22 protein-coding genes and 1 tRNA gene are annotated in these 25,932 nt (G+C 70.1%); 13 read left to right on the forward strand and 10 right to left on the reverse strand.

Annotated features, from left to right (window positions below):
* Positions 1-534: 534 nt before the first annotated feature.
* The 7 genes from OHA30_RS21375 (at position 535) to OHA30_RS21405 (ending at position 9,364) form a co-directional block, all read left to right on the forward strand.
* On the forward strand, positions 535-3,816 hold the full coding sequence (locus tag OHA30_RS21375) for an amino acid adenylation domain-containing protein (protein ID WP_328915464.1): 3,282 nt from the start codon (positions 535-537) through the stop codon (positions 3,814-3,816).
* On the forward strand, positions 3,813-4,004 hold the full coding sequence (locus tag OHA30_RS21380) for an MbtH family protein (protein WP_328915465.1): 192 nt from the start codon (positions 3,813-3,815) through the stop codon (positions 4,002-4,004). Before OHA30_RS21375 ends, OHA30_RS21380 begins: the two co-directional genes overlap by 4 nt.
* Before the next feature lie 191 nt (positions 4,005-4,195).
* Positions 4,196-4,753, forward strand: coding sequence for a TetR/AcrR family transcriptional regulator (locus OHA30_RS21385; RefSeq protein ID WP_328915466.1), 558 nt, complete (start codon positions 4,196-4,198; stop codon positions 4,751-4,753).
* A gap of 89 nt (positions 4,754-4,842) precedes the next feature.
* Positions 4,843-6,297: a DHA2 family efflux MFS transporter permease subunit gene (locus tag OHA30_RS21390; protein ID WP_328915467.1), complete on the forward strand. Its 1,455-nt coding sequence runs from the start codon at positions 4,843-4,845 to the stop codon at positions 6,295-6,297.
* 673 nt (positions 6,298-6,970) lie between these two features.
* On the forward strand, positions 6,971-7,603 hold the full coding sequence (locus tag OHA30_RS21395) for a DUF433 domain-containing protein (protein WP_328915468.1): 633 nt from the start codon (positions 6,971-6,973) through the stop codon (positions 7,601-7,603).
* Complete coding sequence (locus OHA30_RS21400; protein WP_328915469.1) at positions 7,603-7,950, forward strand: hypothetical protein; 348 nt, start codon at positions 7,603-7,605, stop codon at positions 7,948-7,950. The genes OHA30_RS21395 and OHA30_RS21400 overlap by 1 nt, the downstream gene beginning before the upstream one ends.
* 358 nt (positions 7,951-8,308) lie before the next feature.
* On the forward strand, positions 8,309-9,364 hold the full coding sequence (locus tag OHA30_RS21405) for a UDP-N-acetylmuramate dehydrogenase (protein WP_328915470.1): 1,056 nt from the start codon (positions 8,309-8,311) through the stop codon (positions 9,362-9,364).
* Here the strand turns inward: OHA30_RS21405 and OHA30_RS21410 are convergent.
* Both OHA30_RS21410 and OHA30_RS21415 read right to left on the reverse strand, forming a co-directional pair.
* The gene (locus OHA30_RS21410; RefSeq protein WP_328915471.1) at positions 9,354-10,424 is read right to left on the reverse strand and encodes an adenosine deaminase; all 1,071 of its coding nucleotides are present in this window, start codon (positions 10,422-10,424) and stop codon (positions 9,354-9,356) included. The two genes, OHA30_RS21405 and OHA30_RS21410, sit on opposite strands and share 11 nt — an antisense overlap.
* A 236-nt stretch (positions 10,425-10,660) precedes the next feature.
* Positions 10,661-11,911, reverse strand: coding sequence for a pyridoxal phosphate-dependent aminotransferase (locus tag OHA30_RS21415; RefSeq protein WP_328915472.1), 1,251 nt, complete (start codon positions 11,909-11,911; stop codon positions 10,661-10,663).
* A gap of 259 nt (positions 11,912-12,170) precedes the next feature.
* Here OHA30_RS21415 and OHA30_RS21420 point away from each other — a divergent pair.
* The 3 genes from OHA30_RS21420 (at position 12,171) to nusG (ending at position 13,602) form a co-directional block, all read left to right on the forward strand.
* Positions 12,171-12,243: transfer RNA gene (locus OHA30_RS21420), tRNA-Trp, on the forward strand.
* 95 nt (positions 12,244-12,338) lie between these two features.
* Positions 12,339-12,632 carry a preprotein translocase subunit SecE gene (secE, locus tag OHA30_RS21425; protein WP_328915473.1) on the forward strand — a complete coding sequence of 98 codons (294 nt, stop codon included), beginning with the start codon at positions 12,339-12,341 and terminating at the stop codon, positions 12,630-12,632.
* Positions 12,633-12,708: 76 nt separating this feature from the next.
* On the forward strand, positions 12,709-13,602 hold the full coding sequence (nusG, locus tag OHA30_RS21430; RefSeq protein ID WP_328915474.1) for a transcription termination/antitermination protein NusG: 894 nt from the start codon (positions 12,709-12,711) through the stop codon (positions 13,600-13,602).
* Positions 13,603-15,388: 1,786 nt separating this feature from the next.
* Here nusG and OHA30_RS21435 read toward each other — a convergent pair.
* The gene (locus OHA30_RS21435) at positions 15,389-15,736 is read right to left on the reverse strand and encodes a hypothetical protein (RefSeq protein WP_328915475.1); all 348 of its coding nucleotides are present in this window, start codon (positions 15,734-15,736) and stop codon (positions 15,389-15,391) included.
* 403 nt (positions 15,737-16,139) lie between these two features.
* Between OHA30_RS21435 and OHA30_RS21440 the strand changes: the two genes are divergently transcribed.
* The gene (locus tag OHA30_RS21440) at positions 16,140-16,553 is read left to right on the forward strand and encodes a hypothetical protein (RefSeq protein ID WP_328915476.1); all 414 of its coding nucleotides are present in this window, start codon (positions 16,140-16,142) and stop codon (positions 16,551-16,553) included.
* Between the two features lie 177 nt (positions 16,554-16,730).
* The gene (locus OHA30_RS21445; protein ID WP_328915477.1) at positions 16,731-17,036 is read left to right on the forward strand and encodes a cupin domain-containing protein; all 306 of its coding nucleotides are present in this window, start codon (positions 16,731-16,733) and stop codon (positions 17,034-17,036) included.
* Positions 17,037-17,209: 173 nt separating this feature from the next.
* Here the strand turns inward: OHA30_RS21445 and OHA30_RS21450 are convergent, their stop codons facing one another.
* From OHA30_RS21450 to OHA30_RS21470, 5 genes are all read right to left on the reverse strand, one after another.
* Positions 17,210-18,175, reverse strand: coding sequence for a hypothetical protein (locus OHA30_RS21450; RefSeq protein WP_328915478.1), 966 nt, complete (start codon positions 18,173-18,175; stop codon positions 17,210-17,212).
* A 215-nt stretch (positions 18,176-18,390) separates the two neighbouring features.
* Complete coding sequence (locus tag OHA30_RS21455) at positions 18,391-19,302, reverse strand: helix-turn-helix domain-containing protein (protein ID WP_328915479.1); 912 nt, start codon at positions 19,300-19,302, stop codon at positions 18,391-18,393.
* Between the two features lie 145 nt (positions 19,303-19,447).
* The gene (locus tag OHA30_RS21460) at positions 19,448-20,257 is read right to left on the reverse strand and encodes an aminoglycoside phosphotransferase (RefSeq protein WP_328917939.1); all 810 of its coding nucleotides are present in this window, start codon (positions 20,255-20,257) and stop codon (positions 19,448-19,450) included.
* Between the two features lie 49 nt (positions 20,258-20,306).
* On the reverse strand, positions 20,307-21,185 hold the full coding sequence (locus OHA30_RS21465; protein WP_328915480.1) for an endonuclease/exonuclease/phosphatase family protein: 879 nt from the start codon (positions 21,183-21,185) through the stop codon (positions 20,307-20,309).
* On the reverse strand, positions 21,182-22,291 hold the full coding sequence (locus OHA30_RS21470) for an aldo/keto reductase (protein WP_328915481.1): 1,110 nt from the start codon (positions 22,289-22,291) through the stop codon (positions 21,182-21,184). The genes OHA30_RS21465 and OHA30_RS21470 overlap by 4 nt, the downstream gene beginning before the upstream one ends.
* 74 nt (positions 22,292-22,365) lie before the next feature.
* On the opposite strand from OHA30_RS21470, the gene OHA30_RS21475 reads away from it, so the two are divergent.
* On the forward strand, positions 22,366-22,986 hold the full coding sequence (locus OHA30_RS21475; RefSeq protein ID WP_328915482.1) for a hypothetical protein: 621 nt from the start codon (positions 22,366-22,368) through the stop codon (positions 22,984-22,986).
* 62 nt (positions 22,987-23,048) lie between these two features.
* On the opposite strand, the gene OHA30_RS21480 is transcribed toward OHA30_RS21475, so the two are convergent.
* Together OHA30_RS21480 and OHA30_RS21485 are read right to left on the reverse strand one after the other, a co-directional pair.
* Entirely contained in the window at positions 23,049-25,184 is a 2,136-nt protein-coding gene (locus OHA30_RS21480; protein WP_328915483.1) for a B12-binding domain-containing radical SAM protein, read from the reverse strand.
* Between the two features lie 34 nt (positions 25,185-25,218).
* Positions 25,219-25,887, reverse strand: coding sequence for a hypothetical protein (locus OHA30_RS21485; RefSeq protein WP_328915484.1), 669 nt, complete (start codon positions 25,885-25,887; stop codon positions 25,219-25,221).
* Between the last annotated feature and the right edge of the window lie 45 nt (positions 25,888-25,932).

The following is a 25,932-nucleotide window of genomic DNA, read 5'->3' on the forward strand; positions in this document are numbered from 1 at the left end:
GTGTACCGCCCTGCTCAGAGCAGCGTTCCGCGTGGTCGGCGGCTGCGGCGGCCGTGGCTCGGCCGTCTGGTGGGGCCGCCCGTCCCGCGCAGGCCGCCTGGCCGGAGTGTCCGGGCCGACGCGCGCACGTCATGGGCGCCCGGGTTCGGGCCCCTACCCGCGCGTCACCCCGCTCAGCGCAGCGTTCCGCGTGGTTGGCGAGTGCGGCGGCCGTGGCTCGGCCGTCTGGCGGGGCCGCACGTCCCGCGCAGGCCGCCTGGCCGGAGTGTCCGTGCCGACGCACGCATGTCATGGGTGCCCAGGTTCTGGCTCGTACTCGTGTACCGCCCTGCTCAGAGCAGCGTTCCGCGTGGCTGGCGGCTGTGGCCCGGCCGCCCGGCGCCACCACCCGGCCGGCGCGGCCCGCCGGGCCGGAGTGCCCGTGCCGTCGCGCGCCCGCCACCGGCGCCCCGGTCCGGGCCCGGGTCCGGGCCCGGACCCGCACCGCATCACCCCGCCCAGCGCAGCGTCCCGCACACCACCAGGAGGTCACCGGTGACCGGCACCGAGGACGGCGGCGGCACCGTATCCGCCGACTACCCCGTCACCCCCGAGCAGCGACGGCTCTGGCTGACGCAGCAGATCCACCCGGACGACGCGGGCTACAACGTCTACCCGGCCATGCGCTGGCGCGGCCCGCTCTCCGTCCCCGCGCTCCAGCAGGCATTCGACCGTGTCGAGGCACGGCACGAGATCCTGCGCACCCGCTTCGCGGCCGACCCGGGCACCGGCGAGGTCGGGCAGTACGTCTTGGCGCCCCGAGGCATCCCGCTGGAGCACCTGGACGTCGACCCCGCCACGGCCGACGACCCGGCCGCGCTCGCCGCGCTGCTCGGCCGCTGGGTCAACGCCCCCTTCGACCTGGCCCGCCCGCCGTTGCTGCGCCCGGTGCTGCTCACCGCCGCGCCCGACCACCATGTGCTGGCGATACCGATCCACCACATCGTCACCGACGGCTGGTCCCTCGGGCTGCTCCTCGACGAGCTGATGGAGTGCTACGAGGACGCCCTCGCCGACCGTCCGGACCCCCAAGCTCCTGGCGAACGAGCCCAGTTCGGCCCGTACGCGGTCTCCGAGACGGTCCGGCTCGCGGGACCGGACGGCGAGAAGGCCCTGACGTACTGGACCGGGAGGCTCGCCGGACTCCCCGTGCTCGAACCGCCGTTGGACCGCCCGCGGCCCAAGGACCCCGCGCACCGGGCCGCGTTCTCGGTCGTACGGCTGCCCGCCGACCTCACCGCGGCGGTCGAACAGCTCGCGCGCGCCGAACGCGCCACCGTCTTCATGGTGTTGCTCGCCGCCTACCAGGCCCTGCTGTCGCGCTGGACCGGGCAGGACGACTTCGGCGTCGGCACCCCGCTCGCGGGCCGTCACCGGCTGGAGCACGAAGCCGTGCTCGGCTACCTCACCAAGACCGTCGTGATCCGCGCCGACCTCGACGGCCGTCCGGACTTCGCCACCCTGCTGCGCCGGGTCCGCTCCGCCGTCATGGGCGCCTTCGCCCACCCGGATCTGCCCGTCGAGCAGGTCGTCTCGGCCCTCGGGCTGCGCGGCGACGGCAGCCGCCCACCGCTCTTCCAGACCGTACTGGTCCTCCAGAGTCAGCGGCAGACGGCCGGCGCGACCGGCCGCACCCCCAAGGGCGTTGTCCTGGAGCCGGTCGAATCGGGTTACGACCAGGCCAAGTTCGACCTGATGCTGGACATGTGGCGGGACGGCGACGCGTACGTGGCCTCCTTCGCCTACGACCGCGAGCTGTTCGAGGCGGAGTCCGTCGACCGGCTGGCCCGCGGCTATGTCGACCTGCTGGCCGCGGCCGTCGCCGATCCGCACCGCCCGGCCGGGGAGCCGGTCGGCGACGACCTCGCCGAGCAGGCCGGGTTCGCCGACGGCGGACCGCTGCCCGCGCACGCGCCGACCGTTCCCGAGGCGTTCGCCGCGCAGGCCGCCCGTACCCCGGACGCCTGCGCGGTGGAGTACCGGGACACCCGGATCGCCTACCGCGAGCTGGACGAGCGCTCCACGGCCCTGGCCGCCCGGCTGGCCGCCGCCGGGGTAAGGGACGGCGTGGTCGCCGTCCACGCCGAGCCCTCCGCCGAGCTGATCGTCCGCCTGCTCGCGGTCTGGAAGGCCGGCGCCGCCTACCTGCCGATCGACCCGGCGCTGCCCGCCGAACGCGTCCGCCTCATGCTCGACCGAGGCGGCGCGCGGCTGACGCTCGGCGACGCGGACGAGCTGCGCGCGGGCGACGGGGACGAGGACGAACTGCCCGCCGGCGACGGGGACGAGCTGCCCGTCGGCGCGGACGGCCTGCCCGCCGAGCCGCTGCCCGGCTTCACCCCCGCCGCCCCCGCGCCCGGCCGGCCCGCGTACGTCCTCTACACCTCGGGCACCACCGGCGAACCCAAGGCCGTGGTCGTCCCGCACGAGGCCGTGGCCGCCCGGGTGCACTGGATGGCGGGTCCCGACGGCTACGCGCTCGCCCCCGCCGACCGGGTCGCCCAGTGCGCCTCCGCGGGCTTCGACACCCACGTGGAGGAGATCTGGCCCGCGCTGATCTCGGGCGCCCGCTGCGTCGTGGTCCCCGGCGGCGGCCGGATGCTGCCCGATCTGCTGCGCACCCCGGCCGGCGCCGCGCTCACCGTCCTCGACCTGACCACCGCCCACTGGCAGGAGCTGGTCTCCCTCGGCCTGCTCGGCGACACGGTCGCCTGGCCGCCCGCGCTGCGGCTGGTCGTACTCGGCGGCTCCGAGGTCACCGCGGCCTCGGTCGCCCAGTGGCGGGAGCTGCACGGGGACGCCGTACGCCTGGTCAACACCTACGGCCCCACCGAGGCCACCGTCATCGCCACCTCGGCGGACCTCGGCGCCGCCGACACCCTGCGGCGTCCGCCGCTGGGCCGGCCGCTGCCGGGCGTACGGGCCTACGTGCTGGACGAGCGGCTGCGCCCGGTGCCGCCCGGGTCGCCGGGGGAGCTGTGCCTGGGCGGTACGGGCCTGGCCCTCGGCTACCTCGGGCGCCCGGACCTGACCGCCGACCTCTTCCTGCCCGACCCGTACGGCGCGCCCGGCGGCCGTCTCTACCGGACCGGCGACCGGGCCCGGTGGCGTACGGACGGCACGCTGGAGTTCCTGGGCCGCGGCGACGACCAGGTCAAGATCCGCGGCTACCGGGTGGAGCCCGCCGAGGTCGAGAACGTGCTGCTGGGCCACCCGGACGTGGTCAGGGCCGCCGTACTCGCCCACGAGGGCGCGCTGCTGGCCTTCGCGGTGGTACGCGGCGGCGACCCGGCCGCCGGGACCGCCCTGCGTGACCACCTGGCCGAGCGGCTGCCCGCCTACCAGGTGCCCGCCGCCGTGGACGTGGTCACCGCGCTGCCGCTGACCGCCAACGGCAAGCTCGACGTCCCCGTGCTGCTGGCGGTGGCCCGCTCCCGGCGGGCGCGGACGGCCGAGTTCGTGGCGCCGCGCACGGACGCCGAGGCGCTGGTGGCCGAGATCTGGCAGGAGGTGCTGGGCGTGGAGAAGGCCGGCGCGCTCGACGACTTCTTCGAGCTGGGCGGGGACTCCCTGCTGGTCACCCGGGTGGTGGCCCGGGTCCGGGCGCTGGTCGAGGTGGACCTCCAGATACGGGACGTGTTCGACCGGCCGGGCCTGGACGGGCTGGCCGGACGGATCGAGGAACTGCTCGTCGAGGAGATCGACGGGCTCGACGACGTCGAGGCGGCCGCGGCGCTGAACGCGGAGCCGGTGGGCGCGGACAGGAGCGGGCGATGAGCGGGATGAGCGGATCGGACGACGTGTATCTGGTCGTATCGAACGACGAGGGCCAGCACTCGGTGTGGTGGGCGGACCGTGACCTGCCGCCGGGCTGGCGGCCCGAGGGCTTCCGCGGCACCCGGGAGGAGTGCCTGACCCGTATCGACGAGATCTGGACCGACCTCCGCCCCCTCAGCGCCCGCTGAGCGGGGGCGGCTACGTCCCCCCGCTTTTCGGCCCGCCCCCGCCCTCCACGACGAGCGCCCCTCCCCCGACCTCCACCCCGCGAAGGTCCCCCCGGGGCCGTGGGCGTTTCGCGCCTGCGACTGGCCGCGTATCCGGAGGGGGCCCGAGGCGGTCTTGACAGAGGAAGTGATTGACCAATAACTTTGTCTCCATGGTCAGGATGAGTGCAGAGGAGCGACGCGAGAGCGTCATCCGCGCGGCGATGAGCGAGTTCGCCCACGGCGGCTACAGGGGCACGTCCACGGAGGCGATCGCCCGCCGGGTGGGCGTCTCGCAGCCCTACCTCTTCCGGCTGTTCCCGAACAAGCAGGCCATCTTCCTCGCGGCCGCGACCTACTGCCTGGAGACCACCCGCCAGGTCTTCCACGACGCGGCGAAGGATCTGCCGGCCGAGGACAAGCTGCCCGCGATGGCCACCGCGTACCAGCGGCTGATCCAGGAGGACCCCGAGCGGCTGCTGATGCAGATGCAGACGTACGCCGCGGTGGCCGCCGAGGAGGCGGCCGGGGACCACGAGTTCGGCGAGGCCGTACGGCGGCAGTGGCAGGGGCTGTGGGACACCGTGCACCTGGAGCTGGGGGCCGATGTCGACGAGACGACGACCTTCCTGGCATACGGGATGCTCATCAACACCCTGGTGTCGCTGGGTTTTCCGGCCGGGCATCCCAACTGGAACGGTTTCTATGTGGTTGCCCGACCCACCGCCTAGGACGCGAAGAGGTCACTCGTCCGGGTGGTCGGCTTCGTTTTGCGCAGGAAAGTTAGTCATCAATAACTAATCCGTAGGGGGAAGACCCGATGAACGGAACATCAGCCAAGCCGCCGGGCGATGCACGGCCGGGCAGTACGCGGCCGGCGAGCGCCGCCTGGGCGCTGATCATCACCAGCGTCGCCGGATTCATGGCGGCGCTCGACAACCTCGTCGTCACCACCGCGCTGCCCTCCATCCGCGAGGACCTCGGCGGCGCGCTGTCCGACCTGGAGTGGACGGTGAACGCGTACACGCTCACCTTCGCCGTCATCCTGATGTTCGGCGCCTCGCTCGGCGACCGCTTCGGACGGCGGCGGCTCTTCCTGGTCGGCCTGACCATCTTCACCGCGTCCTCGGCCGCCGCGGCCCTCGCGCCCGGCATCAACGAGCTGATCGCCGCACGTGCCGTCCAGGGCGTCGGGGCGGCCGTCATGATGCCGCTCACCCTCACCCTGCTCACCGCGGCCGTGCCTGCCGAGCGCCGCGGGATGGCGTACGGGATCTGGGGCGCCGTCAACGGTCTGGCCGTCGCCAGCGGACCCCTCATCGGCGGCAGCCTGACCGAGCACATCTCCTGGCACTGGATCTTCTGGCTGAACGTCCCGATCGGCGTCGCCCTCATCCCGCTCGCCCGCCTGCGCCTCAACGAGTCGACCGCGCCCGGCGCCCGGCTCGACGCCCGCGGCACCCTGCTGATCAGCCTCGGCCTCTTCGGCGTCGTCTACGCGCTGGTCAACGCGACCTCCCACGGCTGGACCAGCGGACGCGTACTGGCCGGGCTGATCGGCGGGACGCTGCTGGTGGCCGCGTTCGTCCGGCACGGGTTCGTCGCGCGGCGGCCGATGCTGCCCATGCGGCTCTTCGCCAACCGCGGCTTCGCCTCGGTCAACGCGGCCAGCACGCTGATGTTCGTCGGTATGTTCGGGTCGATCTTCCTGCTGAGTCAGTTCCTGCAGACCGTGATCGGCTACAGCCCCACCGAGGCGGGGCTGCGGATGCTCCCGTGGACCGGGATGCCGATGATCGTCTCCCCGATCGCGGGGTACGTCTCCGACCGGATCGGCGGCCGGTGGGTCGCGGCCCTCGGACTCGCGCTCCAGGCGATCGGACTCGCCTGGTTCGCGGTCATCGTCTCGCCGGACGTCTCCTACGTGGCCCAGCTGCCCGCGCTGGTCATCAGCGGGACGGGAATGGCGCTGTTCATCGCGCCCGCGACGAATCTGATGATGCAGTCCGTGCGGGGCGAGGAGACGGGGATCGCCTCCGGCGCGAACAACGCGCTGCGCGAGATCGGTGGGGCGCTCGGTATCGCGGTCCTCGGGTCGATCTTCTCGGCGCGTGGGGGTTACGGGTCCGGGGCGCAGTACGTGGACGGGTTGGTGCCGGCGCTTTGGGTTGGGGCGGGGGTTTTGGTTGCCGGGGTGGTTGCGGCGGCGTGCTATCCCCGTGTTCCGGGGGTGGGGGTGGCTTCGCCGGAACGGGTTCTGGAACGCGTTGCGTGAGACGTCTTTGGGCGCTTCCCGCGGGTCCCCTGCGCGGGAGCGCCCACTGGCCGTGGGGGGCTTTTTTGACCCGCCCGCCCACCCGTGCGAGTGCGTTTCCGTCTGCGGGTGCAACCCGTGGGCGGGTCGGGGCCAGTCCGGAGGTATCTCCTCGAACTGCGAACGTTTCCGATTCGTTTTCGGCTTCACCGCCGGTGTTGCGTTCGCAGTTCTGCGGGGACACCTCCTCCCCGTCCCCTTCGGCCGGTTGGCGGCGAACGGTCGCGGGGGGTGATGGAAAACGTCCGACCGGAGAAACGCGCACGTTGTCTCGACCTGCCAGTTGGCCACCCCGTACGAACCGACCGCCGCCGACGGCGAGGTCGCCACCCACTGGAGGACAGAAAGCCGACATCCCGCCCGCACGGGCGAGCGAAGCGAGATGGGGGTACCCCCAGGCGGAGCTCTGGGGGAGGGTGGGGAACACTCCCGCCACGGACGCGCACCTTGCGGGGGAACGTCGGGGCAACGTGCCCCTCCGCGCTCTCCGCACACCTGATTCACCCGTGAAGGCGTACCAAGGGGCTGTTTCGACCACCTGGTGGCGCCGTCGATCGCGGAGCTGGGATGCTTGGGCACACGGAACCGTATGGAACCGGGCGGAAGCAGAGAGAACCGGAGGGAGGCACCGGTCGTGGCCTATTCGACGCGTATGGCTGCTGCCCTGTCCGGTGCGACCATGGGCCAGCTTCGGTCCTGGCGCCAGGACCGCGGGAGCGGGCCGATTCTCCGCCCGGAGCTGACTTCCCAGCCGGCCCTCTACTCATTCCGTGATGTGCTGGCGCTGCGTGCCTTCGCTCACCTTCGCTCGGATGTGTCTCTGCAGAGAATTCGCAAAGCTCTGGTCACGCTGAAGAGCTTCGGCGAGGTCGAGCACCTGTCGAGTTACTCCCTTGTGGCCGAGGGGGACACGATCCTTCTCGTCGGCGACGATCACGCGACGGACCTCGTCAAACGTCCTGGCCAGCGGGTTATCGCCACCATGGCCGACATTCTTCAGGAGTTCGCCCCCCGGCCCGGGGTGGTGGTGCCGCACCTTCTGCAGCCCAAGCAGAACGTCAGCGTCGACCCCGAAACGCAGGGCGGGCAGCCGGTGATCACCGGAACCCGGGTTCCCTTCGACGCCGTGGCGGAACTGGTGGAGGACGGCGTCCCTCTTGAAAGGATCGGCGATTACTATCCGGGAGTGACGGCGGAAGCAGCTCGCGACGCCGTGTCGTTCGCCCTTTACGTGGACAGCTACAGCCCAGGACCACGCGCCGCCTGATGCACATTCTCATCGACGAGAACGTCCCGGTGCCGATGCTCGAAATGCTCAGGCGAGTCCTCCCCAAGCACGAGATCCGGCACGTCAGCGAGATCAAATGGGCCGGCAAGAAAGATCTCGCACTGCTCCCCGACGCCGCACGCAAGGGCTTCCATGCCTTCCTCACCAAGGACGGGCGCCAACTGGAGGTCCCGTCGGAGATCGCCGCGATGCCGCTGATCGTCCGAGAGTTGGATCAGGCGGAATCGCAGCAGTTGGTGCACATCAAGGGTCTGAATCCCGCCAGCAGGCATCGTTTCGACCTGATCGACCCGGCGAAGTCCACACCGAGCTACTGGCCCCGATAGACCCGGCCCCCAGCCTCACCACGGACGGGCACGTTGCGGGGGACGTAGGGGTAGCCCCCCTCAACCACCCCGCGACCGTCAGCCGCCAACCGGAGCGGAGGGGACGGGGAGGAGGTGTCACCGCAGAAATGCGCAGACTCCCGGGCACCAACCTCAAAGAACGTCGCTTGCGCAGTTCGTGGGGGCACCTCCCAGCGGTAGCTGGGGGAGAGACGTGTCCGGACTGGCCCCGACCCGGCCACAGGTTGCACCCGCAGACGGAGACGCACTCGCACGGGCGAGCGAAGCGAGATGGGGGTACCCCCAGGCGGAGCTCTGGGGGAGGGGTGGGAAAGACAACCGAGAATAAGCTGAGCGCGTGGACGCAACAAAGAACGCCCCCCTCGCCCCCCTCACGACCCTCCGGCTCGGCGGCCCGGCCGCCCGGCTCGTGACGGCGCGTACCGACGCCGCCCTCGTCGAAGCCGTACGGGCGGCGGACCGAAAGGGCGTCCCGACGCTTCTGATCGCCGGCGGCAGCAACCTCCTCATCGCCGACGACGGCTTCGACGGCACGGCGATCCGCATCGCCACCCAGGGCGTCGAACTGCACGGCAGCACCCTTGAGCTGGCCGCCGGCGAGAACTGGTCCGACGCGGTCGCCGCGACCGTCCGGGCCGGTTTGGCCGGAATCGAGTGCCTGGCCGGCGTCCCGGGCTCCGCGGGGGCGACCCCGATCCAGAACGTCGGCGCCTACGGCCAGGACGTCTCAGCCACGATCACGGAAGTGGTCGCCTACGACCGCACGGCGGACGAGACGGTCACGCTCCCCGCCGCCGCCTGCGGCTTCGCGTACCGGAGCAGCCGTTTCAAGGAGGAGCCGAGCCGTTACGTCGTCCTGCGCGTGCGGTTCGCGCTGGAGGACGCGGGTGGGCTGTCCGGCCCGATCGCGTACGCGGAGACCGCGAGGGCGCTGGGCGTGGAGCCCGGCGAACGGGTCCCGCTTGCGAAGGCCCGCGCGACCGTACTGGCGCTGCGCGCGAGCAAGGGCATGGTGCTGGACGACCGGGATCACGACACGTGGTCGGCGGGTTCGTTCTTCACCAACCCGGTGCTGACCGCCGCCGAGTACGAGAAGTTCCTCGCGAAGGTCCAGGAGAAGCTGGGCCCGGAGGTGGCGCCGCCCGCGTACCCGGCGGGGGAGGGCCGTACGAAGACCTCGGCGGCCTGGCTGATCGACAAGGCGGGCTTCACCAAGGGCTACGGCGCTGGCCCGGCCCGTATCTCCACCAAGCACACCCTCGCCCTGACCAACCGCGGCGCCGCCACCACCGAGGACCTGCTGACCCTGGCCCGCGAGGTGCGGGACGGCGTTCATGCGGCGTTCGGCGTGACGCTGGTCAACGAGCCGGTGATGGTCGGCGTCAGCCTCTAGCCGTACCTACGTGGGCGCCCGCCTGGGCCGGCGCGCCCACCCACGTGTCCACGTCAGCCAGCATCCGCGTCCGTACCTCTTCCGGTGCCCGCGACGCCCTTATCGACTGCCGGGCCAGCTCCGCCAGTTCCTCGTCGGTGAAGGCGTGCACGTCCCGGGCGATCTCGTACTGCGCGGCCAGCCGCGAGCCGAACAGCAGCGGGTCGTCCGCGCCGAGCGCCATCGGCACCCCGGCCTCGTAGAGGGTCCGCAGCGGTACGTCCTCGGGCTTGTCGTAGACGCCGAGGGCCACGTTGGAGGCCGGGCAGACCTCGCAGGTGACACCCGAGTCGGCCAGCCGGCGCAGCAGATACGGGTCCTCGGCGGCGCGCACGCCGTGGCCGACGCGCTGCGCGTGCAGGTCGTCGAGGCAGTCGCGGACGCTGGCGGGACCGGACAGTTCGCCGCCGTGCGGGGCCGCGAGCAGGCCGCCCTCGCGGGCGATGGCGAAGGCGCGGTCGAAGTCCCGTGCCAGGCCCCGGCGTTCGTCGTTGGAGAGGCCGAAGCCGACCACCCCGCGGTCGGCGTAGCGCACGGCGAGGCGGGCCAGCGTACGGGCGTCGAGCGGGTGCTTCATCCGGTTCGCGGCGACGACCACGGCCATCCCCACCCCGGTGTCGCGCGAGGCGGCCTGTACGGCGTCGAGGATGATCTCCATCGTGGGGATCAGCCCGCCCAGTCGGGGGGCGTACGAGGTCGGGTCGACCTGTATCTCCAGCCAGCCCGAGCCGTCGGCGGCGTCCTCCTCGGCGGCCTCGCGGACCAGTCGCTGGATGTCCTCGGGCGTGCGCAGACAGGAACGGGCGATGTCGTAGAGCCGCTGGAAGCGGAACCAGCCGCGTTCGTCGGTGGCCCGCAGTTCGGGCGGTTCCCCGGAGGTCAGGGCCTCGGGCAGATGGACGCCGTGTTTGTCGGCCAGCTCCAGCAGGGTGGTGGGCCGCATGGAACCGGTGAAGTGCAGATGCAGATGTGCTTTGGGGAGCGCGCGGATCTCGCGTGCCGTTCGTACCTCGCGTGCCATTCCCAGATCCTGCTATACGACAGCCCCCGCCCGGAACCACTTTCTCCGAACGGGGGCTTGCTCGAATGTGTGAGCGGGCCTGGGCGGGGGCCGGCGGGCGTGCGGTGTGACGAGATTCGCAGCCTAGGACGCGAACACGATCGTCACCCAGGGCGCGAACGGCGTCCGTCACCTAGGACGCGAACGAACCCGCGAGGACGCGAACGACCCCGCCGCCCGAGGCGGGAGGCCCGTCCTCAGTCCGTCGCCTCGCCGAGCAGCTTCTGGAGCCGCGAGACGCCCTCGACCAGGTCGTCGTCGCCGAGCGCGTAGGAAAGCCGCAGGTAACCGGGGGTGCCGAAGGCCTCGCCGGGGACGACCGCGACCTCGACCTCGTCCAGGATCAGCGCGGCCAGCTCGACCGAGTCGGCCGGGCGCTTGCCGCGGATCTCCTTGCCGAGCAGGCCCTTCACCGACGGATAGGCGTAGAAGGCGCCCTCGGGGACCGGGCAGACCACGCCGTCGATCTCGTTGAGCATCCGCACGATGGTCTGGCGGCGGCGGTCGAAGGCGGCGCGCATCTCGGCGACCGCCTCCAGGTCACCGGTCACGGCGGTCAGCGCGGCGGCCTGAGCCACGTTGTTGACGTTGGAGGTGGCGTGCGACTGGAGGTTGGTCGCGGCCTTCACGACGTCCTTCGGGCCGATGATCCACCCGACCCGCCAGCCGGTCATGGCGTAGGTCTTCGCGACACCGTTCACCACGATGCACTTGTCGCGCAGCTCGGGGACGATCGCCGGGAGCGAGGTGAAGGTCGCGTCGCCGTAGACCAGGTGCTCGTAGATCTCGTCGGTGAGCACCCACAGGCCGTGCTCGACGGCCCAGCGGCCGATCGCCTCGGTCTCGGCCTCGCTGTAGACCGCGCCCGTCGGGTTGGACGGCGAGACGAAGAGCACGACCTTGGTCCGCTCGGTGCGGGCCGCCTCCAGCTGCTCGACCGACACCCGGTAGCCGGTGGTCTCGTCGGCGACGACCTCGACCGGCACGCCGCCCGCGAGGCGGATCGACTCGGGGTAGGTGGTCCAGTACGGCGCGGGGACGATGACCTCGTCGCCCGGGTCGAGGATGGCGGCGAAGGCCTCGTAGATGGCCTGCTTGCCGCCGTTGGTCACCAGGACCTGCGAGGCGTCGACCTCGTAGCCGGAGTCGCGGAGCGTCTTGGCGGCGATCGCGGCCTTCAGCTCCGGCAGACCGCCGGCCGGGGTGTAGCGGTGGTACTTCGGGTTGCGACAGGCCTCGACGGCGGCCTCGACGATGTAGTCGGGCGTCGGGAAGTCGGGCTCCCCGGCGCCGAAGCCGATCACGGGGCGCCCGGCGGCCTTGAGGGCCTTGGCCTTGGCGTCCACGGCCAGCGTCGCTGACTCGGAGATCGACCCGACGCGGGCGGACACCCGCCGTTCGGGGGCGGAGGGTACGGACGGGGTGGCTGCGGGGGTAGCTGCGCTCATGACTGCATGGTCCCAGACCGGGTAGGGGGCAGGCATCAGGGTTTGCGGAGCCCGTTGGACGGTTCTGGGGAGCCAAAAGGGGCCTGTTGGAGGTTTACGGAGGCGGTGGGACGGTTTGCGACGGTACTCGGACCCGATCATGAAGCTTGTCGAAGCGGATCATGCACAAGACGTTCGACGGGGAGCCTCCGAACCCGTACACTCAACCGTCGGTGGCCCTCCCAGCGGCACGCTTGCGGTACGTTGGGGGAGTCAGCGTAGGGTCGTAGCTCAATTGGTAGAGCACTGGTCTCCAAAACCAGCGGTTGGGGGTTCAAGTCCCTCCGGCCCTGCTCCACACGTCCAACGATGGGCGTGGGCAGGTAAGCACTCGCCGTACCGCGCGACGGGCGCGGCATGGCCACGACCCGGAGTCAGGTGAGGACAAGTGACTGAGATCACGGACTCCATTGAGGTTCCTGAGCCTGGCGCGACTCAGGACGACTCGGAGACCGAGAAGAAGTCCCGCCGCGGTGGCAAGCGCGGCAAGAAGGGACCGTTCGGTCGCCTTGCTCTCTTCTACCGCCAGATCATCGCGGAACTGCGCAAGGTCGTCTGGCCGAACCGAAATGACCTCACGACGTACACCACTGTGGTGATCATGTTCGTTGTCGTCATGATCGCGTTCGTGAGCGTGGTTGACTATGGCTTCGGGAAGCTCATCGGCTACGTTTTCGGCTGATCCACAGCGGAAGGCGTCGAGTCACGGGCGCCTGCCCGCATGTTCCACCCCTTGAAGTCAGGAAGAAGCAGTCACCGTGTCTGACCCGAACGTGTACGACGCCGACGACTCCGTGGAGGGCGAGGACACCGCGCTCGACATCATCGAGGCCGCCGACGGCGACATCGACCAGGCAGAGGCTGCCGACCGGGCCGCGGGGGAGTCCGCCGAGGACGAGGCCGTGCACGCCGAGGGCGACGAGGACGTGGCCGACTCCGAAGAGGCGTCCGACGACGCTGACGCGGAGGACTCCGAGGACGGTTCCGAGGACGACGACTCCGCCGAGGTCGCCGCCGCCGCTGAAGCCGCCACCGAGCCCGTCGACGCGGTGGCCGTGTTCCGCGAGGAGCTGCGTACGCTGCCCGGTGAGTGGTACGTCATTCACACCTACGCGGGTTACGAGAACCGGGTGAAGTCCAACCTGGAGCAGCGCGCGGTCTCGCTGAACGTCGAGGAGTACATCTACCAGGCGGAAGTGCCCCAGGAAGAGGTCGTCCAGATCAAGAACGGCGACCGCAAGACCATTCGGCAGAACAAGCTCCCCGGCTACGTGCTGGTGCGCATGGATCTGACGAACGAGTCGTGGGGCGTCGTCCGGAACACTCCCGGTGTCACCGGCTTCGTGGGCAACGCGTACGACCCGTACCCGCTGACGCTGGACGAGATCGTCAAGATGCTCGCCCCCGAGGTGGAGGCCGCGGCCGAGGCCGCCGCGATCGCCGAGGGTACGGCGCTGCCGCGCAAGGTTGAGGTCCAGGTGCTGGACTTCGAGGTCGGCGACTCGGTCACCGTCACGGACGGTCCCTTCGCGACACTCCAGGCGACGATCAACGAGATCAACGCGGACTCCAAGAAGGTCAAGGGCCTGGTCGAGATCTTCGGCCGCGAGACCCCGGTCGAGCTGAGCTTCGACCAGATCCAGAAGAACTAGTTCTCACAGCTTCTGAAATAGCCCTCGACCAGCGGTTTCCCGTTGGGCGGGGGCTTTTTCATGTGTCGGGGGCCGTCCCCGGGCCTTCGGAGGACCCTATCGACCGCCTTCCGGGCCCGGGTCTCGCTGGTCGGCATCAGGTGGGTGTAGGTCCGAAGCGTGAACCCCGGGTCAGCGTGACCGAGGTACGTGCTCACGCCTTGATGCTTACCCGGCGTCGAGCAGCACAGGGGCGAGAAGTGCCGCAACGCGTGCATGCCGTCTTTGCGAGCTTCCTTGTATCGCCTCGCCAGGTCCAGGGGTCGGGATCACCCCCAGCAGCATCGAGGGTCGGCTTCCACACGTGAGTGTTGAAGTCGTTCCGCCGCAGCGGTCCCAGCTCGGTCCCCGTGAAGTACAGATGCCGGGTGACTGGCGGACCATTCGGCCGAAGCCACGGCAAAGTCACCTCCGCGTCCCCGAAAGAACAACAGGCTCCGCGACGTGCCGGTGCCCGACTTGGTGGCCTTCGTCTTGGACGAGCACCTGACCGCCTTCCCACCGGCGAACAACAGGTGCTCGTTGACCAGCTTCACTTGGTGGCCCAACTCGTTGGTGTCCCGCGTTCGACGTGGCGAGCGAGGAAGCTCCCATTCCGCCCCTACCCCCGACCTGGGCAAAGCCGAGCAGTCGCGGCCTAGGAGGTCAAGGTCGTTCGTACAGTGGTGCACTCCACTTAACGCCCCGAATCACGCCCGCTCCACAGGAGTACGGACCGATGGCAGACGGAATGGGAGCTGGGGAAGGTGGTGGTGCAGGTGAGATGCCTGGTATGAGGGTTATTACACTGTCCCGGTCGAGTCGCTTCGATTGTCCGACCCGCCTGTCAGGATTGCGTCATGTGGCTTAGAGACAGGTACAGAGGCGTTGGCGGTGGCCTGTACACCGGCATCGGTGGAGGTATGTACGCGGGCATCGGAGGCGGCGCGTACGCGGGCATCGGTGGAGGGGCGTACAGCGGTATCGGCGGTGGCGCGTATACCGGTATAGGCGGTGGGCTATACACCGGTGTCGGCGGCGGCATGTACACCGGTGTAGGCGGTGGTCTCTACACGGGTCCCGGTGGCGGTCTGTACACAGGTCCCGGCGGAGGCATGTACAGCGGTCCTGGCGGAGGTCTGTATGCAGGACCTTGTGCCAACCCTTACACGAGCATTTGGCCACCACGAGACATCATGCGCCGCTTCATGGAGCAACGCGGCATGTCGCACCTGATCCAGCTCATGGACGCACACGGCTTCTGGAGTTAAGGCACCTACTCGGGCCGTCTCGGGGCCGCCCGGGGACGGCCAACGGCGACCAACGCAGACAACCGTCGACAGCTCGACCGCAGGTCACGGCGTACGGCGAGGCAAGGGCCCCAGGCCAGCAGATCACCGCACCACTTCCAGAAGGACTGGTCCTCGCAGCTTTTGAAAGAGCCCCCGATCAGCGGTTTCCGTTGGGTGGGGGCTCTTTCATGCAGTGGAGGCCGACAGCAAACCAGCCCGTTGGCCAGGCGCTACTCGGCACGGCCCGCGCCGCGCGCGTCCCCCGATGGTTGGCTGGCGGCATGAGAGGAGAATCCGACAGCCACAGCCCCCGGGTCAAGACAGTGCCTCCGGCAGGGTGCGCCGGCTCCGGAATGGATCGAGCCCGTTGGGAATTGCGCCGACCGTTCCACAAGAGTGCGGGCCGACAGCAGACGGGATGGAAGCGCGGCGGGTGATCACGTGGCAGTCGGGGTCGGCCAAGCGGCTGGGGTTGGCTACAGCCAGAGAGACCACATGCTCGAGATCGATGCCAGAACCACGCCAGTTCCAGCTAGCCAGGCCGGACCACGAAGGTCATCCATGGCTTGTTCCAAAATCAGCCTGCGTGCCCACTCGTGGGTGTACGTGAGACGCCCAACATTGAATTTGGGACGACGAATGGCGAGCATCGCCGTATCCTTCGAATCCGTCAACCCATCTGGAGCCGCAATTATCTCATCGATAGCCTCCAAGTCATGGACCAGGCTGCGGTATTCCGCGCGAATGTTGAGCCAGCCCCACATGACAGCAGTGACAGGAAGAACGCCGCCTGCCAGAGCGAGGACGGTCAGAAAGATTCTCATGGCCAGGACCATAGGTGGAGCGGGTCTACGTGTCTCCGGTCCGTCGAGGTTGGGCCGTCTCCGGGCTGTCCAGGGCTGCACAATGATGACCGGCGCTGACAATCGTTGAGCGCTCCGCTGCAGTTCACGACGCTGGCTGCCTTCGGATCAGTGGGGTCCCGCGTCACTTCCAGAAGCAGTAGTCCTCGTCGTCCTTCCGTCTTCAGAGCCCGGCTTCCTCACGGACGCCGGGCTCGGACGCGTCCGGGGGTCGGTACCTTCCGCTCATGTGGACGCTGCTGATTGCTTTGGGGGTGTGGGGAGTTGGCCGCCAGGACAGGGCAGGTCCGACGGGTTGGGCTCCAGCCCGGCGGATGCCACTGCCGGGGCGAACCGCACGTAGCCGGGAAGGTGAGGAGACGCGATGAAAACGGTCAGGTTCGGATGCGGGTGCTTTTCCGTCGGGGTCGGCGTTGTCCTGGTTGTCGTCGTGGCCGTGGTGGGGATCAGCCGTGTCGTCGGCTCCTCTCACCAACACACCGCGCGCAAGCACGTCGACCAGCGCGCCCGCTCTTACGCGGACGCGCTCGGCGAGTCCTACGCCAGAGGAGAGACGGGGGCCGACGAGTTGAAGGCGCTCGCCCGGAGCGCGGGAGGCGGCAGGTTGGGCATGGTGGAGGTCACCACGAGGGGCGACGACACCGTGGTCAACTTCGAGGGCGACGAGCGTTACTCCACGCCGGGGAATCCTTATGGATCCTCCGTCCTCGTCTGCTATCGGGTGACCCTCGGTCCGTCCACCCCGAGCCCGGTCCCGCTGGCGACCGTGCGCTGCTGACTGACCGGAGCGGACAGGGGGATCGGTTCCAGGGGGGCAGTGCCCGCATCGGGTCGCAGGCTTTGCTATTCGGTCGACCACTTCCCCCGCCGGGCCGGGTAGCTTGCGAAGTGTCCGTTTTGAGCTTGATGCGCGGAGCCGGTCGGCAGGTACGGCCGGGCGCGTTGGGGGTGTGCCATGAGTGTGATCAACCTGGTCGAGACCGCCGCCGGGCTGCCGGAGGCGTGGAGTTCCCGCAGCCTGGGGCAGGTGGGCGCGGCATGCGTGAAGGTGCTGCGCATGGACGAGATGCCGGTCGAGGAGGAGAGCCACGGGGCCGCCGAGGCGCTGCTCGTGCTCGACGGTCGGCTGGAACTGGACGTGGACGGCCGGGTGGTGTCCGTACGGGCGGGTGAGCTGTACATGGTCGCGGCCGGCACCCCCCACCGCGTCGGCCCCGGCAGCAGCGGCACCCTCGTCATCGTCGAACTCCCCGAGGACTGACCCCCCCTGAGCCCCGGTCGAGGCCGGGGCCGACAACGCGACGGCGGACGCGGCCCGGAACCCCGGGCCGCGTCCGCCGCGTACTCAGTCCGCCCTCCGCTCAGTCCCGCGTGCTCGGTCCACCCGTACGTGCGGTGGTTCCCCGCGTTCCGGGTGAGTGGTCGCGCCCGGTGTCACCGCAGGCGCGCGCGCAGGAGGTTGGGGTCCGTCGCCGTGGTGTACGCGGCGCTGGTCACGTACACATCGGCGCCGCGCAGCGCCACGGACGTGGGGTTCTGGAGCCCGTCACGCGCGTCGAGCACGGTGGTGCTGGTCCCGTTGGAGCGGATGAGTCGGACGGTGTTGCCGGCGTTGACCGCGGCGAGTACGTCGTCGCCGTGGCCGGTGAAGGCGAAGTCGTCGAGGCCGACCATGCCGGAGGCCGTGACCCGCGGCGTCCCCGCGCGGTTTCCGGAGCCGATCGGGATACGCAGCAGGGTGCCCTTGTCCAGGTTGGTCACCCAGAGCGCGCCGCCGTGCACCTTCGCGCCGTTGGCGCCGAGGAAGCCGGTCGAGGCGAGCGCCGGGTCGGTGGACCAGGCGGTCGGGGTGCCGCCGCTGAGGGGGACGGTCCACACCGTGCCGAGCACCGAGTCGGTGATGTAGAGCCGGCGGCTGCTCGCGTCGAGGGCCAGGCCGTTGGGCAGACCGTCGGCCGGCAGCGCGGCGATACGTCGCGGCGCTTGCCCGGGGCGCACCCGCCACAGCCCGGTCAGATCGGCGGTGCCGGTCGCGTACAGCACGTACAGCGTGCCGTCCGAGGTGCGGACCAGGCCGGTGGCGAGGGGGAAGCCGAGCGCGGGCGTGTGGATTCCGCCGTCGGCGGGTGCGGGCAGGGTGGCCAGGACGCGCGTCCGGCCGTTGGGGGAGACCTGGGCCACCTGGCGGCTGGCCGCGAAGGTGACGTCCGCCGTGCCGTCGGGCAGCACGACGATGTTCTCCGGCATCTGGTTCGCGGTCAGGTCGAAGTGGGCGGTGATCCGTACGTCGGTCAGCGGCTTCCTGGCGCCGGTCGTCGCGTGGGCCGGGCCCGTGGCGGTGAGCGCGGTGGCGGCCAGCAGGGCGGCCGAGACGGTGATCTTGAACAGGCGCTTGGACATGGTTCCTTCACTGTTTTCGGGCAGGCGGGAGCCGCGGGGCGGCGCCCGGAGGGGTATGAGGGCATGCGGGCAGAGGGCCACGGCGGGGTGGCGTCCGGTTTTTGGTACGGGCGCTCGGTTTTGGTACGGGCGCTTGGTGGCGGTGGCCGCGTCAGCCGGTGGGTCTCAGCCGGTGGGTGAGGGCTCGGTTCAGGCGGTACGGGCGGTACGGCCGGTCAGGCGGTACGGGCGCCGAGGTGCGGCTCAGGAGCCCGCTTCGGCGTGGTGGCGTGCGCGAGCAGGGCCAGTGCGGTCGCCGAGGGGGAGCCCGGTGTCGCCGTGGCCACCACCAGGAAGGGTCCGCTCACCTGCGGACCCTGCGCGTTCTGCGGGCTCTGCAAGGTCTGCTGAGTGACCGTCAGCGTGCCGACGAGGGGATGCCGCATCTCGTAGTCGGCCACATCGCAGGCGACGACCCGGTGATCGGCCCACATCGCCGAGAACTCCGGGCTGCGCATGGTCAGTTCGCCGATCAGCGCGGCCAGCAGCGGGTCGTCCGGGTGACGCCCGGCCGTCAGGCGCAGATTCCCCACCACGGCCCTGGCCTTGGCGGGCCAGTCGGCGTAGAGATCACGGCAGTGCTCGTCGAGGAAGACCAGCCGCGCCATGTTGGGCCGCCGGGCCGGATCGTCGGGGCCGTCCGGGTCGAGATGGCCGGCGAACAGGGCGTGACCCTGCCGGTTCCAGGCCAGGACGTCGCTGCGGCGGCCGAGCACGATGGCGGGCGTGCCCTCGATGGCCGCCAGCAGTGCGCCGGTCGCCGGGGGTACGCGTTCGGGCCGCGGCCGGACCGCGCGCCGGCCTCCTCTCGGTGCGTGGGCCAGGGCGTGCAGATGGGCACGTTCGGACTCGTCAAGCCGCAGGGCGCGTGCGAGGGCGTCGAGCACTTCGGGCGAGGCGTTGTGCGACTGCCCCTGTTCGAGGCGGCTGTAGTAGGGCGCGCTGATACCGGCGAGCATCGCCAGCTCCTCCCGGCGCAGCCCCGGCACGCGGCGCCGCTCGCCGTAGGTCTCAAGACCGATGTCCTCGGGCTTGAGCTGCCCCCGGCGGGCCTGGAGGAAGTCGGCGAGTGGTCCCTGCTTGTTCATGTCTCCGAGTATGCGCACCGCGCCCGCCCGGCGCCTCACCCTGTCGGGGTACCCCCCCAGCAGGGTCACGTCGCCCGTGCGTCGGCCGCCCCCCCGGCCGCCGGCCTCGTACGTTCGGGGAGCTTTGGGACGCGTCCCCCAAGGGTCAGCGCTTCGGCCGCGTCGGTGCGGTCCAGTACGTCACCCAGTCGTGGGCGCAGCGGGCCATGTCCTTCTTCCAGGACCGCGGGTCCGCGCGGGCGATCTCGTCCCACAGTTGGGCGTTGGCCAGGGAGAACGCGGTGACGGCGGCGCGGGGCGCGTCGGCCCAGGACGGGAAGCGACGGGCCCAGTCGTCGGCCTCCGGCGCGGTGTGTCCGGCCGCCATCAGCCGCAGGACCAGTACGGCCGGGTCGATCCAGGCCGCGCCCCGGGTGGGCCAGGCCCAGTCCACGAGGTGCGCGCGGTCGTTGATCAGCAGGTTGTCGGGGGCGAGGTCGGTGTGCAGCAGAGCGTCGCCCGCGAACTGTTCGGCGGCTCCCCCGGCATGGGCGGCCCACCGCTGCGTGGCCGAGCGCAGCACGGCGAGGTCCGGGCACGCGGTGGCCTGGAGCTCGGCGAGCGCGTCGGCGACCAGCGGCAGATCCGGCGACCCGGGCGCGTAGTCCGCGTGCCGACCGTCCAGCCGCTCGTACCCGATGAGATCCCAGCCGCCGGCCCGCAGGTGCCACAGCATCCGGGGGCATGCGGCCGGAAGGTACGGGTTGACGTCGGCTTCCCGCTGCTGCGTACGGACCTGGGGGTGGTCGGCGGGCACGCCCTTGACGAACACGGAGCCGCCTTCGGCGTGCACGGTCGCGGCGATGCCGGAGTTCACCCCGCCCGACGCGGTGACGGTTCCCCGGACCAGCCCCGTCCGCGCCTCGACGGCAGCCCGCGCGGCGAGCGGAAGGTCGTCCCAGCGGACGCGGAGCATCGACACGTTTCCTGATCCTCATCGGCCGGCAAGGGGGTCCGCCCCGACCCTAGAGCCGACCTTCGCGCCCTGGGGGTGTGCTCGCGGTCGGGCCAGAGCGTACGCGGGCGACTTCCAGGGTGAGGGCGGAGTGGTCGGTCAGGCCCAAGCGACGGGGCTCGTCCAGATAGCCACAGGTCAGTACGTGGGAGCGGTGGGGCGTCGTCACGAAGGCGTGGTCGAAGCGGTAGCCGTTGCCTCCCCGGCCGAACCATGAGTGTTCCCGCGCGTCGGGAGCGACGTGGCGGAATGCGTCGGTGAGGCCGGCGGCGGTGAAGGAGCGGTAGAAGTCGTACTCCCACTCACCGAAGAGCCGGTAGTGCGGGATGTGACCGGGTTCCAGGACGTTGAGGTCCCCGGCGACGATGAGGGGCCGCGGCCCGCAGTGGGCCACCAAGCCTTGCAGTGCGGCGGTCACCGACTCCTGAAAGGCGCGCTTGTCCTCGTTGCGGCGTTCCCGGGGGCCTCGCGACGGGACGTACAGGCCCAGCAGGACCATGCGCTGCCCACCGATCAGTACCTCCGCGCACGGAGCGCGATGCGGCAGTACGGACACGCCGCTGAGTACCGGCTTCAGGGGAGCCGTACGGGAGGCGAGCACGGTTCGGTAGTCGCGCCTGCGCGGTTCGGGTGCCTGTACATGGGCGTAACCACGGTCGGCCAGCGCGGCGACCAGAGCGTCGCCGCCGGGGCCGGGCCCGACCTCGGTGATGATCACCAGGTCCGCGGTTTCCTGGTCGGCGAGCCACGCCGCCTGCCGCCGGGCCCGCGCGGGCGAGGCGTGCTGCGCGTTGAACACGACGAGCCGCGCGGCGTCGGTGGCGGCCTGATGGCGGGGTGCTTCCACCGCGGGGTCCGGGTCGAGCAGGGAGAGTTGGTCGGAGGTCATGGAAGAAGCGTCCCCTTCTCGTCGAGGAAGACCTCACCGATGGCGTCCAGACGACGTTGGAGCCGCCCGAGAGCACTGCGAATGAAGTCCAACTCTTCGTCGGTGAGGGGCGTACCGACGGCGGTCAGATTCTGGGTCACTTGCTTGGGCGTGGTGAAGCCGACCAGGACGGCGGTGTTCCCGGCGTGCTGGAGACAGTACCGAAGCGCGACACCGGCCAGGTCACGCGTGGTTGCCCCGAACCGTTCACGCAGCGGTGCCAGGCCTTCGTGAACGGTCCGCAGCGCCGCGGACGTGAACCAGCGCTTGCGCAGTCGGTGGTCGCCCTCGGCAAACGTCGGCGCGGTGCTTGGTCCGTACTTGCCTGTAAGCAGGCCCTGCGCGAGGGGCTTGTTGATCAGGACGGAGGTTCCGTGGTCGGCGGCGAAAGAGAAGAGATCCTGCTGCCCGACAGGCGCGGGCGGGGTCAGGGCGTTGTGACGCACGGCCAGGTAGTCGGGCCGTACACGCTTGAAGAGGTGCCGGAAGCGAGCGTGTTTGTCCTCGCGTTGTTCCTTGGGCACGCCCAGACGCTCGGTGGCGAACCGGTGGGGCCCGCGCATTCCCACGGCTGTGATCAGTCCTTCTCGCTGGAAGGAGCGCATCTGCTCAATCGCACCCTCCAGATAGTGATCTTCGATGCCGAAGTTGGAGTTGTGCAGGAAGTAGATGTCCAGCCTGTCCGTCCGCAGGTTCTCCAGCGTGGTCTCCAACTGGCGGCGCATATGTGACGGCCGGTAGGCGTGGTCGGCCGTGCCGGAGAAGTATCCGACCTTGGACGACAGGACCACGCTGTCGCGTGGAACAGCCGCCACCAGGTGTCCAATGAGGCGTTCGGAGTGGCCATGCCCGTACACGTCGGCAGTGTCGAAGAGGTTCGCTCCGAGTTCGTACGCGGTTTCCAGGCCTCGCCGGGACGCCGAGTCGTCAGCCGTGGACCAGCCCATGGGAAGGCCGAGATTTGTGTCGGGGCCGCCAATGGCCCAGCCGCCGATCCCGATGGGGTGAACGTTGAGCCCTGAGGCCAGTGTGCGGCGCGGAGGTGTTGTCGCTGGTGCCTTGTCCATGGGTCTTCCTCTCTTCTTCGCTCTCCCGGCAGAGCGGTCTGAAGTGACGGTGGGTGAGGCTAAGGTCTTTCAGCGTGACGAATCCACACCTCACCACTGAGCTGAATCTGACCGCACTTACGGCCAAGGGCTGGGCCGAGCGCGGAGACTTCTCGGACTCCGAGTTCGGGCGGGCGGAGCAGTTCTACGCGGCCATGCGTGTCCAGGACGACCGCCTCACCCGTGTCCGAGCGGACGCCTCCGCCTTGATCGAGGAGTGGACCGGGCAGACCCCGCGCGATGTCGGCTCCTTCGGTACCCGGCTGAATCTGGAGACCTCCGATCTCGACTTGGGGATCGGCTGTCCAGTTGAACGGCGCGAGGTTCTGACGAAGGCCCTCGCCGAACACACCCGCTTCCTCGGGGAGCGCGGTACCCGGTTCTCCACCACTCGTCTGGTGTTCTCCTTCGCCCTGGAGGGCATTGAGATCGATGTCAGTGCCCTGACGGTGGAGGATTTCTCCGTCGCCTGCCGGATGCTCGACCAGATCGCCGAGTCGATGAGCCTTGAGGAGCGGGTCTGCCACACCTGGATCAAGCACCTGTTCCGCGCCTCGGGCAGGTTGGAGGAGTACGCGGCGTGGAAGCTGGTGACATACCGGCGGTTCTGCCCGGAGTTCAACTGGGTGCCCATCCCGGAGAAAGCCGGCGCGTGAAGGCAGTAGCGGCCCGGCCCGGTGCGGTCAGCGTGCCGGGCCACTGTGCGAACGCCGCCGGTCTACGTGCCACAGGGATCCGCCGCGTTGATCAACCGCCATCCCGTGGCCGATTCCCAGCGGCTGTGCTCTCGGACCAGCATCCGGGCATGGTCGGAGACCAACACGCCTGCGACGTCACTCACGGTGTCGGCCATGCGTCCGCGCAAGCGGTCGATTTCCGCGGTGAGTATGGCTTCAATGTGCTGGGAAAGCGCCATCTCCTCACGGGGGTCCCCCGCCGTTGGCGGTTGTGCCTCGATGGCCGTGATCATTGCGCCGAGGACGGTGTAAGCGGCGTCCTTGAGCACCACCCTGGCCGCCCGTACTGCCCGGCGCGGACTACCGTCCAGGATCTTCTCCAGTGACTTGAGCGTGTAGTCCAACGAGAAGTTCCGGTCCACCCATCGCTGTGCCCAGCCGCTCGCGACACCGATGCGCCAGTCCGCGAACCGCGCGTCGACCCGTCCCATGGACGGCCTTGTCGCCCCCGCCAGCCCGGCTTCCTCGACCTTGCGGGTGTACGCCGCGCCGATCAGGCACTCCATGCTGACGAGCATGTAGGAGATACCGGTGCGGAGAGCGCGGCCCACGGCGTGCTGAGCTACGAACGCCTCATCTCTGACCCCGCGCACGATCTCTTCAGCGGACATCCCCGGCTGCGGGTGCAGCAACAGATCGGTGCGGCCCTGGAAGGCATGAGTGGCCTTCAGCTCCTCCAGGCTCATCAAGTGGTCGAAGGTGATGTAGGTGAACCGGGTCGGGATGCCCAGCGCCGACAAGGAGCGGATCGCGAGCGCGTTCTGCTCGCCGGTGGTCTCCTTGTTGAATTGCTCCAGAACCGTGTCGACTCCGGACTCCACCCCGAACAGCATCCTCCGCATTCCCCGGTCCACGAGCAGGCGCCACATGCGGGCACGCTCGACATGCCACGCTTCCCCATGTCCGGGGTCCACCACCTGATCCACCCGGCAACTCGATTCCCAGGCGAACCCGGCCTCTTCGAGCGTCCGACCTACCTCCAACGCGCGTGTGACGGCGCCCGGCTCCCGGCCGATGAACTCCTCGTCCACGAGGTACAGGGTCTTGGAGATCTCGGGGTAGCGCTCGTAGACCTGCCGCATTTCGGCCAGCATCCACGGCAGCCCATCCGGAACGGCACCGGACCAGGTTCCCTTGTGCCCACGCGGACAGAACGAGCAGAAGTTCGTGCACCCCCGGCTGGTCTCCAATTGGGCCACGCCATGGTGCTCGAACGTCGCCGGGAGCAGGTCCAGCTCGGGGAAGATGTCCTTCGCGCTGTCCCGGGCTGGCGGCTTGGCCGTACGGCGCCGAGTGATCGAGAGGGCGCCGCCTCGCGCGGCTCCGTTGTAGCCCAGCGCCGGAACTCCGTTGAGCTCGATGTCGCCGTGCCAGTGGGCGAGCAGCCCCGCGATGGTGGCCTCGCCTCCGGCCCGGGCCACCAGGAGGTCGGAATACCGATCCAGCAGCAGTTTCTCGTTCCGTGCCGTCAACGACCCGCCGACCACTACCACCGGAGGATCGGCCAGGGAGAAGGCCGAGTCGAGTAACTCGGTCAGTAAGTCGTGTTGGCCGAAGGTCGCGGAGACGCCGAGGATATCGGGCCTCGTGGTGCTGATACGGGCGATCAAGTCGTCCAGCGTCAAACCGAGTTGCATATCGGCCAGACTCACCGTCCCCATCAGGGTGGAACGGGCGGCGCGGGCCACATCGCTGATACCGAGGGGGAAACGGGGGAGTGGGAAGTGCTCGGGGTGGTACAAGGCCGCCAGCAGTACCACGGGACGGCTCAGCCGAGTCGACGCGTACGCGTCCAGATCGGCCAGGGAGAGCCATCCTTCGGAATCGTCCAGATGGAGATGGCCGTCCAGCCACCCGGGCCACTTCCGCGTGATGTGCGGCCGGCCGGAGAGATCCGCAACCACCCAGCGGCTGTCGAGGCGTTCGAGGAGCACCAGGCGCCGGTCCAGCGTTCCGGTGACGTGAACGCGTCCGGGGCAGCAGGTCTGCAAGGCCGTCCGCAGCTCTTCTGGACTGATCGACAACTGGTCCAGGGTGTGAGCTGACGGCAGACGGGAGTTGGGCACGCCGCTCAGCCGAAGTGCTTCCAGCAATTTGACGGTCGTCGGGTTGGGCATTCGATGCTCCTTCCATCGGGCCTTGCCGTGTTGATCACGGCGTGAAGTCCTCGGGGGCCGGGGTGCAGCGGGTGAGTTGGAGGAGGAGTTGGGACGCGAGGAACCAGGGGGTGCCGGGGTGGCCGTACGGGAGGTGGTCGTCGGGGGTCGGGGTGAGGCTGCCGCCGGGCCCCGGGACGTAGAAGCCGCCGAACGCGCCCCACACCCGCGGCTTGCGCGAGCGGACAAAGAGGGGGTCTGTGAGGTGCGGGCAGTGGCGTAGGGCGAGCGCCGCGCACGGGCGGCAGACCGGCGGCTTGGAGCACAACCCGCCCTCGGGCCAGTCAGGTTGTGCCTGCTCGGCCGGGTCCGGGCGGGGCAGCAGGAAGAGCACACCCCGGGACGTACGGTCGGCCGGCCCGCCGCAGACCTGGCACAACAGGTGCAGCATCGCGTGCCGTTGGCGGTGGGCGTGCATCATGCGGTAGTTGGGGCGGCCCGCGCCCGGGGAGTCGGTCATCCGGGCCCACAGCACGCCGTTGCGGTCGCGGTCGGCCGGGGTCTCGTCGCGGTACGCCAGCCCCGAGCCGTCGGGACGTACGGTCAACGCGCCCCCGACGGTGGCCTTTTCGCCGCTCCACGCGGCGGCGTAGGGGACGGGGACGTTCCGCGGCCCCCATGACAGGGGTCCGGGCGGCGGGGTGGTGACGGTCTGGGCGTGCATCGTTCGGGTTCCTTCATGTACGGGCGGGCGGAGGGCGGTTGACGC

The organism is Streptomyces sp. NBC_00223, assembly GCF_036199905.1.
Taxonomy (GTDB): domain Bacteria; phylum Actinomycetota; class Actinomycetes; order Streptomycetales; family Streptomycetaceae; genus Actinacidiphila.

Coding starts and splice junctions, on each gene's coding strand:
- OHA30_RS21380 (WP_328915465.1), top strand. CDS start 3,813: ATGAGCGGGATGAGCGGATCGGACGACGTGTATCTGGTCGTATCGAAC.
- OHA30_RS21385 (WP_328915466.1), top strand. CDS start 4,196: ATGGTCAGGATGAGTGCAGAGGAGCGACGCGAGAGCGTCATCCGCGCG.
- OHA30_RS21390 (WP_328915467.1), top strand. CDS start 4,843: ATGAACGGAACATCAGCCAAGCCGCCGGGCGATGCACGGCCGGGCAGT.
- OHA30_RS21400 (WP_328915469.1), top strand. CDS start 7,603: ATGCACATTCTCATCGACGAGAACGTCCCGGTGCCGATGCTCGAAATG.
- OHA30_RS21410 (WP_328915471.1), bottom strand. CDS start 10,424: ATGGCACGCGAGGTACGAACGGCACGCGAGATCCGCGCGCTCCCCAAA.
- OHA30_RS21415 (WP_328915472.1), bottom strand. CDS start 11,911: ATGAGCGCAGCTACCCCCGCAGCCACCCCGTCCGTACCCTCCGCCCCC.
- OHA30_RS21435 (WP_328915475.1), bottom strand. CDS start 15,736: ATGAGAATCTTTCTGACCGTCCTCGCTCTGGCAGGCGGCGTTCTTCCT.
- OHA30_RS21440 (WP_328915476.1), top strand. CDS start 16,140: ATGAAAACGGTCAGGTTCGGATGCGGGTGCTTTTCCGTCGGGGTCGGC.
- OHA30_RS21445 (WP_328915477.1), top strand. CDS start 16,731: ATGAGTGTGATCAACCTGGTCGAGACCGCCGCCGGGCTGCCGGAGGCG.
- OHA30_RS21450 (WP_328915478.1), bottom strand. CDS start 18,175: ATGTCCAAGCGCCTGTTCAAGATCACCGTCTCGGCCGCCCTGCTGGCC.
- OHA30_RS21455 (WP_328915479.1), bottom strand. CDS start 19,302: ATGAACAAGCAGGGACCACTCGCCGACTTCCTCCAGGCCCGCCGGGGG.
- OHA30_RS21460 (WP_328917939.1), bottom strand. CDS start 20,257: ATGCTCCGCGTCCGCTGGGACGACCTTCCGCTCGCCGCGCGGGCTGCC.
- OHA30_RS21465 (WP_328915480.1), bottom strand. CDS start 21,185: ATGACCTCCGACCAACTCTCCCTGCTCGACCCGGACCCCGCGGTGGAA.
- OHA30_RS21470 (WP_328915481.1), bottom strand. CDS start 22,291: ATGGACAAGGCACCAGCGACAACACCTCCGCGCCGCACACTGGCCTCA.
- OHA30_RS21480 (WP_328915483.1), bottom strand. CDS start 25,184: ATGCCCAACCCGACGACCGTCAAATTGCTGGAAGCACTTCGGCTGAGC.
- OHA30_RS21485 (WP_328915484.1), bottom strand. CDS start 25,887: ATGCACGCCCAGACCGTCACCACCCCGCCGCCCGGACCCCTGTCATGG.